Origin of the sequence: Streptomyces sp. NPDC101165 (genome assembly GCF_044768135.1) — a bacterium.
In the GTDB taxonomy this organism is placed as follows: domain Bacteria; phylum Actinomycetota; class Actinomycetes; order Streptomycetales; family Streptomycetaceae; genus Streptomyces.
Genome location: NZ_JBIWPG010000010.1, coordinates 233,121 through 246,259, shown reverse-complemented (window position 1 = coordinate 246,259; position 13,139 = coordinate 233,121). Strand labels below are relative to the sequence as shown.

Below are 13,139 nucleotides of genomic sequence, written 5' to 3'. Positions count from 1 at the left end.
TCCACCTGGTCACCGCTGGGCGTGTCGGAAGGGGTGGGACGGTGTCGAGGTCAACGCCGTGCACGCGATGCTCACCCTTTCGGGGGATAAGCCCGGCACTGTCTTCCGGGTGGACATCGCCGACGGTCGCATCAGCACCGTGTACCTCATCCGCAACCCCGACAAGCTGCCGTCGCCGGCCGGCCACTGAGCCGTACCGCCCCGAAAGCCCAGGTCGTACGACGTGGGCTTTGCCGCGATGTCACACATGCGGCCGCGTACGAACGCCGCGTGAACGCTCCACGGCGCCGCCCCTGTGTGTTGCCTCAGGGATCGAGGATTGGTCTTGACCAAGGGTTTCGACCGCCCTATGGTCGCAGATAAGTGCAACAACCTTTAATAAACAAGGGCGCTAAAAACCGCCGGACCACGGCTCTTGCGGAGGACAGGGTGGGGACCCAGCAGCTGGAATCGGTGCCGGAACCGAAGTACTGGCATCTCAAGACCGTGCTCAGTGAGGCACTCGACTCCGAGTTCTCGGTCGGCGAGATCCTGCCCAACGAGCGCGATCTCGCCGCCCGCTTCGGCGTGGCCCGCGCCACGCTCCGCCAGGCCTTGGAGCAGCTGGAGCTGGAGGGCCGGCTGCAGCGCCGCCGCGGTGTCGGCACGACCGTCGCGCCCCCGCGCGTGGGCGTGGCCGTCGGCAGCGAGCAGCACACCTGGCCGGGGGCCGCGGACGACGCCTGGCAGCCGGTCGACTGCGTCCAGTCCACGCCGCCGGTGGCCGTGGCCGCCGCCCTGGAGGCCGACTCCGGCGAGCCCGTGCACATCGTGCGCCGCTCCCGGATGTCCAACGGCCAGCTCGTCGCCACCGAGCTGCTCTACGTCCCGGCCGCCTCGGTGCCCGACCTCTCCGCGATCGACGCCCCGTCCGGCCCGGCACGCGCGCGTGCGGTGCTGCGCGAGCTGCAGCGCCAGGAGCTGGAGGGCCAGGACCGCGCCGTCGAGCTGGGCTCGGCCCGCGCGGACGACGCCAAGGACCTCGACCGGCTGCCCGGCGCACCCGTCCTGGTCGTCACCACCCGCTTCTTCGCGGGCGGCCGCACCGCGGCCCTCTCCGTGGCGACCTACCGCGCCGACACCTGCCGCCTCACCTTCGGCGACTCGCCCGACGTGGAGATACACCACGACCCCGAGCAGCGGGCCTCCTGAGACCCAGCCCAGCCCACCGCGCCCCGGAGCTCCTCCGGGGCGCGCGGTGTCTCACCCGTCCACTTGGCAGGTTCACGCACCAGACCCCGCTCAACCGTGCTGATCAGGCAGCACTGCCTCCCCGCGACGCGATCCGCCGGACAGGCCCTGTCGCCGCGCCGGGGCGGACGCGGACAGTGGCCCGTCGGTTCGCCGCGCCCCCCGGAACCCCTGCGGAGGCGCGCCGGGTCTCACCGCCGCGCGGTGACCGTGCCCTCCACCGCGAACAGTTGCTCCTCGACGTGGTCGAGGGCGAGGCGGAGGGCGCCTGTGGCCACGGCTGCCTCGCCGAGGAGGGACAGCGTCACCCGGGGTGGGCGCAGGCAGTAGCGGGCGAGTTCGCGGCGCAGGGGGTCGAGTACGCCGTCCAGGCCGGCCGCCCAGCCGCCGATCACGACCAGTTCCGGGTCGAGGGCCAGTACCAGCGCGGCCACGTCGTGGACGAGGCGCTGGATGAACCGCTCGACGGCCGCCCGAGCCCGCTGGTCGCCCTGGCGGGCGAGGGCGAACACCTCGGCGACAGCCTGTTCGTCCAGCGGGTGCAGCGGCTCGTCGGTGGTGGACAGTAGCGTCTCCGGGGTCGCCTCCCGGCCCAGCAGATGGAGCGCGCCGATCTCACCGGCCGCCCCGCCGTAGCCCCGGTGCAGCCGTCCGCCGATCAGTGAACCCGCGCCCGGGCTGAGCCCGGCCAGCACGAACACCACGTCGTCGGTCTCCGTCGCCGCACCCTTCCAGTGCTCGGCGACGGCCGCCGCGTTGGCGTCGTTCTCCACCAGCACCGGGCACTTGAAGGAGCGGCTGAGCCGCTCGCCGAGGTTCAGGCCCGTCCACTGCGGCAGGGCCGTGCCCAGCCGTACCGTGCCGTCGGCCTCCACGATGCCCGGAGTGCCCACGCCCACCGCCCGCAGCGAACTGCGCGCGACCCCGGCCCGGCGCAGCAGCTCGGCGACCGCGCCGCGCAGCCGCTCCAGGCGTTCGTCCGCCGGAGCCGTCTCGTCCACCTCTTTGGCCTGCGCGCCCAGCACCCGTCCGTCCAGGTCGGAGAGGAGCGCGGCGACGCGGTGGGCGCCGATCTCCAGGCCCAGCAGATGCCCGGCCTCGGCGCGGAAGCGGAACCGGCGCGCCGGTCGCCCCTGACGGCGTGCGGTGCCCTCCTCGGCCGCCTTCTCGACCACGAGCCCCGCCTCGATGAGCCCTTCCACGACTCCCTCGACGGTCGGCCGGGACAGGCCCGTGACCCGGGTGATCTCGGTGAGCGTCGCGCAGTCCGTGGCACGCAGCGCGTGCAGCACCACCGCGGAATTGATCCTTCGCAGCAGCGAGGGGTCGCCGCCGGTCAGCTGGCCCACCGTCCGTCCTCCCAGCTCGCGGGCGTGTTGGGCGGATCGTACTCGGCCGGGCCCACCCCGGCGAGTGCCGGGCTCCGGCGGCCCGGAACATGGATGCCTGACGCCTGGGCACGGGCATGCCTGACAGTCCGGCACAGGCATGCCTGACGGCCCGCCAATTGTCAGTGGGGCCCGCTTTACTGGATCACATGGACATCGCGAAATGTCTGACCCTCATCGACCTGCTGTGCGCCCGGGAGTTCCCCACGGCGTACGGCAGAACGGAGCACGGCGAGAGCGGGCCCGGCTATCACCTGGTCGCCCTGCAGACCAGCGGCGAGTTCTGGGAGGACGACGGCACCGAACGGGAGGAGACCGCGGCGCAGTACGAGGCCGACCGGGACGGCCTCGCGGAGCGGCTCACCGATCGGTGGGGGCCATCGCAGCACTTCAGCCTGCGCAGCGTCCTCGGCCGGACGACGGAGGGCGAGGACATAGCCGAGCCGTGGGCCGGACTCAGCGGACACGTACCGGACGTCCACCTGTGGGAGGCTGCCGGGACGGGTCGATGGGTAGCCCTCGGCGTCTCCCAGTGGGGCAGGGAGCTGCCCTTTCAACTCCTCGGCGTCGTCACCGAAACGGATCCCCCCTGATCCGACGCGCCGCCCGCGGCCTCCCGCAGCAACGCGAACTCCTCCGCCATCGTCGCCGCCGTCCAATGCGCGTTCAGCCCGCTGGGATTGGGCAGCACCCACACCCGCGTCTCCCCGATGGTCCGCTCCTGCGGCCCCACTTGAGCCTTGCGGTCCCCGAAGGCCGCCCGGTACGCGGTCACCCCGACCACGGCCAGCCATCCGGGCCGCCGTCGCGTCACCTTGGCCGTCAGCAGCCGCCCGCCCTCGACATACTCCTCGGCGCTCAGCTCGTCGGCCCGCGCGGTCGCCCGGGCCACCACGTTCGTGATGCCGAGCCCGTACGACAGCAGCTCCTGCTGCTCCGCGGGCTTCAGCAGCCTCGGGGTGAACCCGGACAGGTGCAGCACCGGCCAGAAGCGGTTGCCCGGGCGGGCGAAGTGATGGCCCGTGGCCGCCGTCATCAGCCCCGGGTTGATGCCGCAGAACAGCACCTGGAGACCGTCCGCGACCACGTCGGGGACGAGACGGTCGCGGGCGGCCTCCAGTTCCGTCTGGGTAGGGGGGCGCCTCCCTGCTCGAGCGGAGCCGAGAGCTTGGGGGAGGCTCAGAGGATCGCTCCGGGCGTGTAGCCGGCGGCCTCCGGGCGCTGCTTGACGATCTCCTCGATCCGGCCGACGATCACGCCGACCTGGTCGGCCGCCGCGCCGGTGAAGGACAGCTTGTCGGCCATCAGCGCCGCCAGCTGCTCCCGGTCGAGCGGCAGCCGCTCGTCGGCGGCGAGCTTGTCGAGCAGGTCGTTGCGCTCGGCGCCCTGCTCGCGCATGGCGAGCGCGGTGGCGACGGCGTTCTCCTTGATCGCCTCGTGCGCGACCTCGCGGCCGACCCCGGAGCGCACGGCGCCCATGAGCACCTTGGTGGTGGCGAGGAACGGCAGGTAGCGGTCCAGCTCACGGGCGACCACGGCGGGGAAGGCGCCGAACTCGTCGAGCACCGTCAGGAAGGTCTCCAGCAGGCCGTCAAGCGCGAAGAAGGCGTCCGGCAGCGCGACGCGGCGCACCACCGAGCAGGAGACGTCGCCCTCGTTCCACTGGTCGCCCGCCAGTTCCCCGGTCATCGAGGCGTAGCCGCGCAGGATCACCATCAGGCCGTTGACGCGCTCGCAGGAGCGGGTGTTCATCTTGTGCGGCATTGCCGAGGAGCCGACCTGGCCCGGCTTGAAGCCCTCGGTGACCAGCTCGTGCCCGGCCATCAGCCGGATCGTCTTGGCGAGCGAGGACGGCGCCGCCGCCAGCTGCACCAGCGCGGTCACGACCTCGTAGTCCAGCGAGCGCGGGTAGACCTGGCCGACCGAGGTGAACGCCTGCGAGAAGCCCAGGTGCCGCGCGATCCGGTCCTCCAGGTCGGCAAGCTTCGAGGCGTCCCCGCCCAGCAGGTCCAGCATGTCCTGCGCGGTGCCGACCGGGCCCTTGATGCCACGCAGCGGGTAGCGGCCCAGCAGCTCCTCGACCCGGCCGTGGGCGACGAGCAGCTCGTCGGCGGCGGTCGCGAAGCGCTTGCCGAGGGTCGTGGCCTGGGCGGCCACGTTGTGCGAGCGGCCGGCCATGACCAGCTCGGCGTACTCGCCGGCCAGCTTGCCCAGCCGCGCCAGCACGGCCACCGTGCGGTCGCGCATCAGCTCGAGCGACAGCCGGATCTGCAGCTGCTCCACGTTCTCGGTGAGGTCACGGGAGGTCATGCCCTTGTGCACGTGCTCGTGCCCGGCGAGGTCGTTGAACTCCTCGATCCGCGCCTTCACGTCGTGCCGGGTGACCTTCTCGCGCTCGGCGATCGAGGCCAGGTCGACGGTGTCGAGGACGCGCTCGTAGTCGGCGATCGCCTCGTCCGGCACCTCGATGCCGAGGTCCTTCTGGGCTCGCAGCACGGCGAGCCAGAGCTGCCGCTCCAGCTTCACCTTCTGCTCGGGCGACCAGAGCGTGGCGAGCTCGGTGGAGGCGTAACGTCCGGCGAGGACGTTCGGGATGCGGGGCTTGGCGGGCGCTGAAGTCACGTACACGGATTCTACTGGCGATTTGTGCAGGCCAGCGCCACGGGGTTGTTCGGCGGATGCTACGAGAGCTGCGCCACTTCGTCCGTCTCGGCCAGTTCCGCCAGTACATCGGCATGGCACAGCTCGGGCGCGCACCAGCAGGCCAGGGTCTTTCCGCGCAGGTCCGGGATCAGGTCGAACAGCTCCGGGCGCTCCAGCAGGTGGGCCCGGTACATCGCCATGACCTCGGCCCGGGTGCCGTCGCGTTTCTTCTTCGGTGTGTCGTAGGCGAACGGGTTGTACAGCGGGTGCCGGGGAAGGTCCCAGCCGCCCAGCGTCCAGCGGCGGCCCACGTAGACGACGTCCGCGGGGGAGTGTTCCAGCCGGGGGCCGAACTCGTGGATCCGGCCCCTGAGGTTGAGCACCCGGGTGGTCATGGCAGGGACGCTACGCCGGCCCCTCGTACGGCAGCAGCTCCGGCCGCTTCGCCGGGCGGCCGTCGCCGGAGGAGCGGCCGGTCAGGCGGCGGCCGATCCACGGCAGCAGGTGCTGCTTGGCGAACTGGGCGTCCGTGACCCGGCGTGTGACCCAGCCGGGCGGCTCGGTGGCCGGCAGCGGCGTGCGCCACTCGGCGTCCTCGGGCTCGTAGCCGAGCGTCTGCCACACCGCCTCCGCGACCCGGCGGTGCCCCTCGGCCGTCAGATGCAGCCGGTCCACGTCCCACAGCCGCGGGTCGGCCAGCGACGGCGCCCCGTACAGGTCGACCACCAGGGCGCCGTGCCGCTCGGCCAGCTCGTCGACGCAGACGAACAGCTCCTCCATGCGCGGCCGGAACCGCTCCAGCACCGGGCCCTGCCGGCCGGGGCTGCGCATCAGCACGAGCTGCCGGCAGCTGGGGGCGAGCCGCTCGACGGCCTCCGTCAGCAGGCCCCGTACCCGGCCCATGTCGCACTTGGGCCGCAGCGTGTCGTTGAGCCCCCCGACGAGCGTGATCACGTCGGGGTTCATGGCCGCCGCCACCTCGATCTGCTCGTCCACGATCTGCCCGATGAGCTTGCCGCGCACCGCGAGGTTGGCGTACCGGAACCCTGGGGTCCTGGCGGCCATCCGCGTGGCGAGCAGGTCGGCCCAGCCCCGGTAGGAGCCGTCGGGCAGCAGGTCCGACATGCCCTCCGTGAAGGAGTCGCCGACCGCGACCAGGCTGGAGTGCGTGGGAGGTATGGGATTCGTCTGCATGGCGACAGCGATGGTATCCCGGCTCCATACTCAGCGGTCGGTCACCCCGGGGCGATCCGGGATGCCCCTCACGCGGGCTGCGCGAACAGCTCCCGCAGCACGTCCTCCATGGTCACCAGACCGGCCAGCCGCCCGTCGTCGCCGAGCACGCCCGCGACGTGCGTACGGCTGCCCCGCATCGCGGTGAGGACGTCGTCCAGCGGGGTGCTCTCGCGCACCCGTGCGATGGGCCGCATGTCGCGCAGCCGGAACGGAGTGTCCCGGGGCAGCGCGTCCAACGCGTCCTTGACGTGCAGGTACCCGACGATCCGGCGACCCTCGTCGACCACGGGGAACCGGGAGAAGCCCGAATCGGCCGACAGCCGCTCCAGCTGCTCCGCCGTGACGCCCACGCGTGCGTACACCACCCGCTCCAGGGGCACGACCACGTCCCGTACCGGCCGTCTGCCCAACTCCAGGGCGTCGTGCAGCCGCTCCTGCGCCCGGTCGTCGATCAGTCCTGCCGCGCTGGCGTCCTTGACGATCTGGGCGAGTTCGGTGTCCGTGAAGGTCGCCGCGACCTCGTCCTTGGCCTCCACCCTGAGCAGCTTCAGCAGCCCGTTGGCGAAGGCGTTGATCGTGAAGATCACCGGGCGCAGCGCCCGGGACAGCGCGACCAGGGGAGGGCCGAGCAGCAGCGCGCTGCGTACGGGCTCGGCCAGCGCGATGTTCTTGGGCACCATCTCGCCCAGCAGCATGTGCAGATAGGTGGCCAGGGTCAGCGCGATCACGAAGGACACGGCGTGGCCCGCGCTCTTGGACACGCCGACCGCGTGGAACACCGGCTCCAGCAGATGTGCGATGGCCGGCTCGGCGACCACACCCAGGACCAGCGTGCACAGCGTGATGCCGAGCTGGGCGGCGGCCAGCAGCGCGGAGACGTGCTCCAGACCCCACAGCACGCTCTTCGCGCGCCGGTCGCCCTCCTGGGCGAGCGGTTCGATCTGGGAGCGGCGCACGGAGATCAGCGCGAACTCGGCACCCACGAAGAAGGCGTTGACGACCAGCGTCGTCAGACCGATCAGCAGCTGTACGGCGGTCATCGCGCCCTCTCCGTCTTCCCGTCGCTCCGCTCGGTGCCCTTCGCGTCGTCCAGCGGCGCGTGCAGCAGCACGCGGGCCGACCGTCGCCCCGAGGCGTCCACCACGTCCAGCCGCCAGCCGGCCACCTCGACGCAGTCCCCGACCTGGGGTATGCGGCCCAGCTCGGTGGCGACCAGGCCGGCCAGGGTCTCGTACGGCCCGTCGGGCACGCGCAGGCCCACGCGCGCGAGCTGGTCGGTGCGGGCGGCGCCGTCCGCCGAGTACAGGGCCCGGCCCTTCTCGTCGGCGCCGGCGGGGGCGAGGTCGGGCGTCTCGTGCGGGTCGTGTTCGTCCCGTACCTCGCCGACGACCTCCTCGACGATGTCCTCCAGCGTCGCCACACCGGCCGTGCCGCCGTACTCGTCGATGACGACGGCCATGGTGCGCTTGCCGGAGAGTCGGTCCAGCAGCCGGTCGACGGTGAGGGACTCGGGCACCAGCAGGGGCTCGCGCACGACCTGGGTGACCGAGCGGCGGGGCCGCTCCTCGGCGGGCAGGGCCAGGACGTCCTTGATGTGGGCGACGCCGACGACCGAGTCGAGGCTGCCGCGGTAGACCGGGAACCGGGACAGGCCCGTCGCCCGGGTCGCGTTCGCGACGTCCTCGCAGGTCGCAAGGGTGTCGAGGGCGACGACCTGGACCCGCGGGGTCATCACGTTCTCCGCCGTGAGGTCGGCCAGGTTCAGCGTCCGGACGAACAGCTCGGCGGTGTCCGCCTCCAGCGAGCCCGCCTTGGCGGAGTGCCGGGCGAGGGCCGCCAGCTCCTGGGGTCCGCGCGCGGAGGCCAGCTCCTCGGCGGGCTCGATGCCGATCCGGCGCACCGCACGGTTGGCCGTGTTGTTGAGGTGCGTGATGAAGGGGCGGAAGGCGGCGCTGAACCAGCGCTGCCCATTGCCCACCCGCTTCGCCACGGCCAGCGGCGAGGAGATCGCCCAGTTCTTCGGCACCAGCTCGCCGACGACCATCAGGAACACCGTCGACAGACCCGTGCCCAGCAGCAGCGCGGCCGTGTTCGCCGTGGTGGGGTCGAGCCCCATCGCCTCGAACGGTCCGGCGAGCAGCTTGGCGATCGACGGCTCGGCGAGCATGCCGACCACCAGGTTGGTGACCGTGATGCCGAGCTGCGCACCGGAGAGCTGGAAGGTCAGGTTCCGTACGGCCTTCAGGGCGCCGGCCGCGCCCCGCTCGCCGCGCTCGACGGCCCGCTCCAGCTCGCCTCGCTCGATCGTGGTCAGCGAGAACTCGGCGGCCACGAAGGCGCCGCAGGCGAGCGAGAGCAGGATCGCCACCAGAAGGAGCAGCACTTCGGTCATCGGGTCACCCCTGTCCCATGATCGGGCAGGGCGGGGCGGAACGCGCGGTGTCGCGGACCGGGAGGATCGCCCATGGGCGGACGCTCACAACCTTTCATCGAGGGCCGAGTGCTTCCTCAATGGTAAAGGATGGGCAAAGCCGCCTAGTCGGTGAGCGGCTTCGTCCAGCGCCTCCACTGCTCCTCCGGCGCGTACCCGGCCGCCCGCCAGGCGTGGTGCGCGGTCTCGTTGCGGACCAGCACCATCGCGTCCCCGCGCCGCCCGCCGAGCTGTACGAACCGCTCCTCGGCGGCGGTCAGCAGCGCCGAGCCGATGCCCTGCCGCCGCCGCTGCGGATGCACCGCGAGCCGGTACAGATGGCAGCGCCAGCCGTCGAAGCCCGCGATCACCGTGCCGACCAGCTCGCCCGCGTCCTCGGCGAGGATCAGCGCCTCGGGATCGCGGGCGACCAGTCGCTCCACTCCCGCACGGTCGTCGCTGATGCTGGTGCCCTCGGCGGCCGTCTTCCAGAAGGCGAGGACGGCGTCCAGGTCGGCGGGCCGGGCGGAACGTATGCGCAATTCGATCATGGGCTCAGCCCAGCACACCGGCCTGGTACGGCCCGGGGAATTCCATCATGCGGACGCCTCCCGCAGCCGGGCGATCACCGGAGCGAACGCCTCCATGTACGGCTCCAGGACGGTCAGGTACGAGAACCCGAACCGCTCCCGCTGCGCCCGCACCCGCGCCACGACCTGCTCCAGCGGGCCGGCCAGCACGATGGGCAGCGCCAGCGCGCGGTCCGGGGTCAGCCCGGGCTGCCGCTCCAGCAGCGGCTTGAGCACGGGCTCCGGGTCGTCGGTGACGGCCACCAGCTGGAGGAGCAGGTTCAGCTCGGCGGGTTCGGCCCGGTCCGCCGCCAGCTCCCGGTAGCGGGCCACCCGTTCGTCCACCGCCTCCGCGTCGACGGGCTGCAGCTTCCCCGTCGTGGTGCCCGGCACCAGCCGTGCCCCGGTGAAGCCGACGACGTCCGCGTGCTCCGCCGCCAGGCGCAGCATCCGCTCTCCGTTGCCGCCGAGCAGCAGCGGCACCCGGCTCCGGGCGGGGCGGGGCATGGGGGTCCCCTCGCTCGAACGAAGCCGGGAGTCGGGGAGAACCGCGGCGCCGAGCAGCCGGTCCAGCTCCTCGACCGTGCGCCGCAGGTGGTCCACCCGCTCGCGCGGGGAGCCGTACGGCAGCCCGGCCGCCTCGTGCTCGGACTGGACGTAGCCGGTTCCCAGGCCGAGTTCGAGCCGGCCGCCGGTCAGCGCGTCCGTGGTCGCGACCTCGCGGGCCAGCAGGGTGGGGTTCCACAGGCCCGCGTTCAGCACGAACGTGCCGAGCCGGGGCCGCTCGGTCGCCTCGGCGGCCGCGACCAGCGCGGGGAACGGCGCGACCATCCCGAGGTGGTCGGGCACCAGGATCACGTCGTACCCCAGCTCCTCGGCGCGGCGGCACTTGGCCCGCCACTCGGCGGCGGGCGACGGCGTGAGCAGACTGACCCCGAAACGGAACGCGCGCGGCATGAACTCTCCTCAACGGCAGGTGACTTGAGTCTGTGCCCGTGATTCCATCACGCCCGCGACACACTCCTGAGCAGGCTCTGCCGCTCAGGAGCAGGCGCCACGCTCAGGAGCCGGCGCCCAGCTCCGGAGCAGGCGCCGTCACTCGTGCGCGATCGCCGCCAGCACGTTCATCCGGGACGCCCGCAGCGCGGGCAGCAGGGCCGCCACGATGCCCACCACGGCCGAGCCGATCACCACCCCGACGATCGTGCCCCAGGGGATCGCGAGCGCGCTCATGCCCTGCAGGGCCAGCACCTGCTGGGTGCACACACCCCACACGAGCCCGAGCCCCAGCCCGAGGACCGCGCCGAACACGGCGATCACCACCGACTCCAGCCGGATCATCCGCCTGAGCTGCCGCCGGCCGAGACCGATCGCGCGCAGCAGCCCGATCTCCCGGGTGCGTTCCACCACCGACAGGGCGAGGGTGTTGACCACGCCGAGCACGGCGATGACGATCGCGAGTCCGAGCAGTGCGTACACGAGGTAGAGCAGCACGGCGATCTGGTCGTGGACGAGTTTCTTGTAGTCGGCCTGGTCGCGCACCTGGACCTGCGGGTAGGGCTTCAGCGTGCGCTCCAGCCGGGAGCGCAGCTGGTCCGCGCCGGTGCCGGCGGCCTTGTCGACGTAGAGCGCGGCGTCCTGGCCGCCGGGCACGTACTTCTCCACGGTGGCGATGCCGAAGAACAACCCGCCCTGCATGCCGAATCCGCCGCTGCCGCCCTGGTCGGTGAGGGCGCCGACCCTCATCTCGGTCCTGCGGCCGCCGGGGAACTCGACGGGAAGCGTGCTGCCCAGGCGCACGTGGTGATCCCTGGCGAAGGTGACGTCCATGCCGAGACCGCCGTCCGCGAGGGCCGCCGCGCTGTTCCCGGCCGCGTAGGTGACATGGGCGACCTCGTCCACCTGGGGGTCGTAACCGGCGGCGGTCGTCTCCACCCGGCTGCCGTCGGGCAGGCGTACGGCCACGGGCGCGAACCGCTGCCGTACGACGAGCCGCACGCCCTCGGTGCCGCGGACCTTGTCGGTGATCTCCTGGGTGAACGGCAGGAAGTTGGTGTTCTGGACGGTGAAGTCGGCGCCCAGCGTCTTGTCGATCTGCCGGTCGAACGACGCGGACATGGAGGCGCTCGCCACCGACATCCCGCCGACCAGCGCGAGGCCCACCATCAGCGCGGCCGCGGTGGCGCCGGTACGGCGCGGATTGCGCAGGGCGTTGCGCTGGCTCATCCGGCCGACCGAGCCGAACAGCGCGGGGAAGGCGCCGCCCAGAACCCGGATCACCGGGCGTACCAGCAGCGGCCCCGCGATCACGGTCGCGACCAGCGTCAGCACCACGCCGAGGGCCAGCAGGGAGGCCGCCGAGGCGGTCTTCGTGGCCGCCGCGCACCCGGCCAGCGCGGCCGCGCCGGCCGCCCCGACCACGGATCCGACGATCGCCCGCACCTTCAACGGCTTGCCCACACCGGCGACTTCGGCGTCCGCGAGGGCCGCCATCGGCGAGACGGCCGCGGCGCGCCGCGCGGGCAGATACGCGGCGACGAAGGTGACGCCGACGCCGACGACGTACGCGGCGACGGGCGTCGCCCAGCCGATCACCATCTCCGTGGCCTTCAGGTTCATCCCGAACGCGCTCATCAGCCGGATCAGCCCGAACGCCAGGCCGATTCCGGCAGCGAGGCCCAGCGTGGAGCCGACGACACCGAGCAGCACCGCCTCGGTGAGCACCGACCGCCGCACCTGCCGCCGGTCGGCGCCCAGGGCCCGCAGCAGGCCGAGTTCACGGGTGCGCTGGGCGATCAGCATCGAGAAGGTGTTGACGATCAGGAAGATGCCCACGAGCACGGCAATGCCGGCGAATCCCAGCATCACGTACTTGATGACGTCCAGGAATCCGCCGAGGTCGGCCGCGGCCGACTTGGCCTGCTCGTCGGCGGTCTTCAGCTCGTACGTGCCGGTGCCGACGGCCTCGCCGACCCGGCGCTTGAGCTCCGGGTCGCTCACACCCTTGGCCGCGTCCACCGAGATGCTGGTGGCCCGGTCGGCGGAGCCGAGCAGCTCGCGGGCGGCCACCGCGGGGTCCAGGAAGACCAGGGCCGCGCCCGGGTTGGTGGTGGTGAACGTGGCGATGCCGACGACCCGGACCCGGAAGGTGCCCGGCTGCGCCTGGACGGTCAGCGTGTCGCCGATCCGCACGTGCTTCTTGTCGGCGGTGTCCGCGTCCAGCAGCGCCTCGCCCGCACCGTTCGGCGCATGACCGGAGGTCAGCTTCACCGGGCTGCGGTGGGTGACGTACCAGGAGGTGGCGATCGTCGGGGCACCGGTGGTCGGGCCGACCGACTTGTTGTCGCCGTCGACCACCACCACGTTCTGCACCGACACGTCCGCGTGCGCCGCCGCGACCCCGTCGACCTTCGCCACCTGCTCCTTCAGGGCCGCGGGCACGGTCTGCACCGCGCCGCTGGGCACCGGGGACTTCAGGTCCTGCTTCGGCTCGACCGTCACATCGGCGGAGGTCGAGGCGAACAGCCGGTCGAAGGTACGGGTGACGGTGTCGGAGAAGATCAGGCTGCCCGCTACGAACGCCACGGACAGGACGACCGCCAGCGCGGACAGCGCCAGCCGGCCCTTGTGCGCGAGGAAGCTCCTCAAGGTCGCCTTGAGCAC

At 72.4% G+C, this 13,139-nt stretch carries 13 protein-coding genes; 3 read left to right on the top strand and 10 right to left on the bottom strand.

Annotated features, from left to right (window positions below; all coding sequences use genetic code 11):
- The first annotated feature begins 58 nt into the window (after positions 1 to 58).
- Both ACIRVH_RS22955 and ACIRVH_RS22950 read left to right on the top strand, forming a co-directional pair.
- Complete coding sequence (locus ACIRVH_RS22955) at positions 59 to 190, top strand: hypothetical protein (RefSeq protein ID WP_403956124.1); 132 nt, start codon at positions 59 to 61, stop codon at positions 188 to 190.
- Positions 191 to 429: 239 nt separating this feature from the next.
- Positions 430 to 1,191, top strand: coding sequence for a GntR family transcriptional regulator (locus ACIRVH_RS22950; RefSeq protein WP_403956122.1), 762 nt, complete (start codon positions 430 to 432; stop codon positions 1,189 to 1,191).
- 230 nt (positions 1,192 to 1,421) lie between these two features.
- Here ACIRVH_RS22950 and ACIRVH_RS22945 read toward each other — a convergent pair whose 3' ends face one another.
- Positions 1,422 to 2,579: an ROK family transcriptional regulator gene (locus ACIRVH_RS22945; protein ID WP_403956119.1), complete on the bottom strand. Its 1,158-nt coding sequence runs from the start codon at positions 2,577 to 2,579 to the stop codon at positions 1,422 to 1,424.
- A gap of 188 nt (positions 2,580 to 2,767) precedes the next feature.
- Here ACIRVH_RS22945 and ACIRVH_RS22940 point away from each other — a divergent pair, with 188 nt between their 5' ends.
- Positions 2,768 to 3,211: a hypothetical protein gene (locus tag ACIRVH_RS22940; protein WP_403956118.1), complete on the top strand. Its 444-nt coding sequence runs from the start codon at positions 2,768 to 2,770 to the stop codon at positions 3,209 to 3,211.
- Here ACIRVH_RS22940 and mug read toward each other — a convergent pair.
- From mug to ACIRVH_RS22895, 9 genes are all read right to left on the bottom strand, one after another.
- Positions 3,172 to 3,705, bottom strand: coding sequence for a G/U mismatch-specific DNA glycosylase (mug, locus tag ACIRVH_RS22935; RefSeq protein WP_403956116.1), 534 nt, complete (start codon positions 3,703 to 3,705; stop codon positions 3,172 to 3,174). The two genes, ACIRVH_RS22940 and mug, sit on opposite strands and share 40 nt — an antisense overlap.
- A 92-nt stretch (positions 3,706 to 3,797) precedes the next feature.
- Entirely contained in the window at positions 3,798 to 5,240 is a 1,443-nt protein-coding gene (gene purB, locus ACIRVH_RS22930) for an adenylosuccinate lyase (RefSeq protein ID WP_403956114.1), read from the bottom strand.
- A gap of 59 nt (positions 5,241 to 5,299) precedes the next feature.
- A complete protein-coding gene (locus ACIRVH_RS22925; RefSeq protein ID WP_403956113.1) occupies positions 5,300 to 5,656 on the bottom strand; it encodes a DUF4326 domain-containing protein in 357 nt (118 codons plus the stop codon).
- A gap of 10 nt (positions 5,657 to 5,666) precedes the next feature.
- Positions 5,667 to 6,455, bottom strand: a complete 789-nt coding sequence (locus tag ACIRVH_RS22920; RefSeq protein WP_403956111.1) for an SGNH/GDSL hydrolase family protein — start codon at positions 6,453 to 6,455, stop codon at positions 5,667 to 5,669.
- 68 nt (positions 6,456 to 6,523) lie between these two features.
- Positions 6,524 to 7,537 (bottom strand): hemolysin family protein, encoded by a 1,014-nt coding sequence (locus ACIRVH_RS22915; protein ID WP_403956109.1) that lies wholly within the window; start codon positions 7,535 to 7,537, stop codon positions 6,524 to 6,526.
- Positions 7,534 to 8,889 (bottom strand): hemolysin family protein, encoded by a 1,356-nt coding sequence (locus ACIRVH_RS22910; protein WP_403956107.1) that lies wholly within the window; start codon positions 8,887 to 8,889, stop codon positions 7,534 to 7,536. Before ACIRVH_RS22910 ends, ACIRVH_RS22915 begins: the two co-directional genes overlap by 4 nt.
- 143 nt (positions 8,890 to 9,032) lie before the next feature.
- Positions 9,033 to 9,458 carry a GNAT family N-acetyltransferase gene (locus tag ACIRVH_RS22905; RefSeq protein WP_403956105.1) on the bottom strand — a complete coding sequence of 142 codons (426 nt, stop codon included), beginning with the start codon at positions 9,456 to 9,458 and terminating at the stop codon, positions 9,033 to 9,035.
- Positions 9,459 to 9,503: 45 nt separating this feature from the next.
- A complete protein-coding gene (locus ACIRVH_RS22900) occupies positions 9,504 to 10,433 on the bottom strand; it encodes an LLM class F420-dependent oxidoreductase (RefSeq protein ID WP_403956103.1) in 930 nt (309 codons plus the stop codon).
- A gap of 138 nt (positions 10,434 to 10,571) precedes the next feature.
- Entirely contained in the window at positions 10,572 to 13,139 is a 2,568-nt protein-coding gene (locus tag ACIRVH_RS22895; RefSeq protein ID WP_403956101.1) for an ABC transporter permease, read from the bottom strand.

Excerpts from the sequence above, each read along its gene's own strand:
- ACIRVH_RS22940 (WP_403956118.1), top strand. The coding sequence starts at position 2,768 with ATGGACATCGCGAAATGTCTGACCCTCATCGACCTGCTGTGCGCCCGG.
- ACIRVH_RS22910 (WP_403956107.1), bottom strand. The coding sequence starts at position 8,889 with ATGACCGAAGTGCTGCTCCTTCTGGTGGCGATCCTGCTCTCGCTCGCC.
- ACIRVH_RS22900 (WP_403956103.1), bottom strand. The coding sequence starts at position 10,433 with ATGCCGCGCGCGTTCCGTTTCGGGGTCAGTCTGCTCACGCCGTCGCCC.
- ACIRVH_RS22915 (WP_403956109.1), bottom strand. The coding sequence starts at position 7,537 with ATGACCGCCGTACAGCTGCTGATCGGTCTGACGACGCTGGTCGTCAAC.
- ACIRVH_RS22920 (WP_403956111.1), bottom strand. The coding sequence starts at position 6,455 with ATGCAGACGAATCCCATACCTCCCACGCACTCCAGCCTGGTCGCGGTC.
- ACIRVH_RS22925 (WP_403956113.1), bottom strand. The coding sequence starts at position 5,656 with ATGACCACCCGGGTGCTCAACCTCAGGGGCCGGATCCACGAGTTCGGC.
- ACIRVH_RS22905 (WP_403956105.1), bottom strand. The coding sequence starts at position 9,458 with ATGATCGAATTGCGCATACGTTCCGCCCGGCCCGCCGACCTGGACGCC.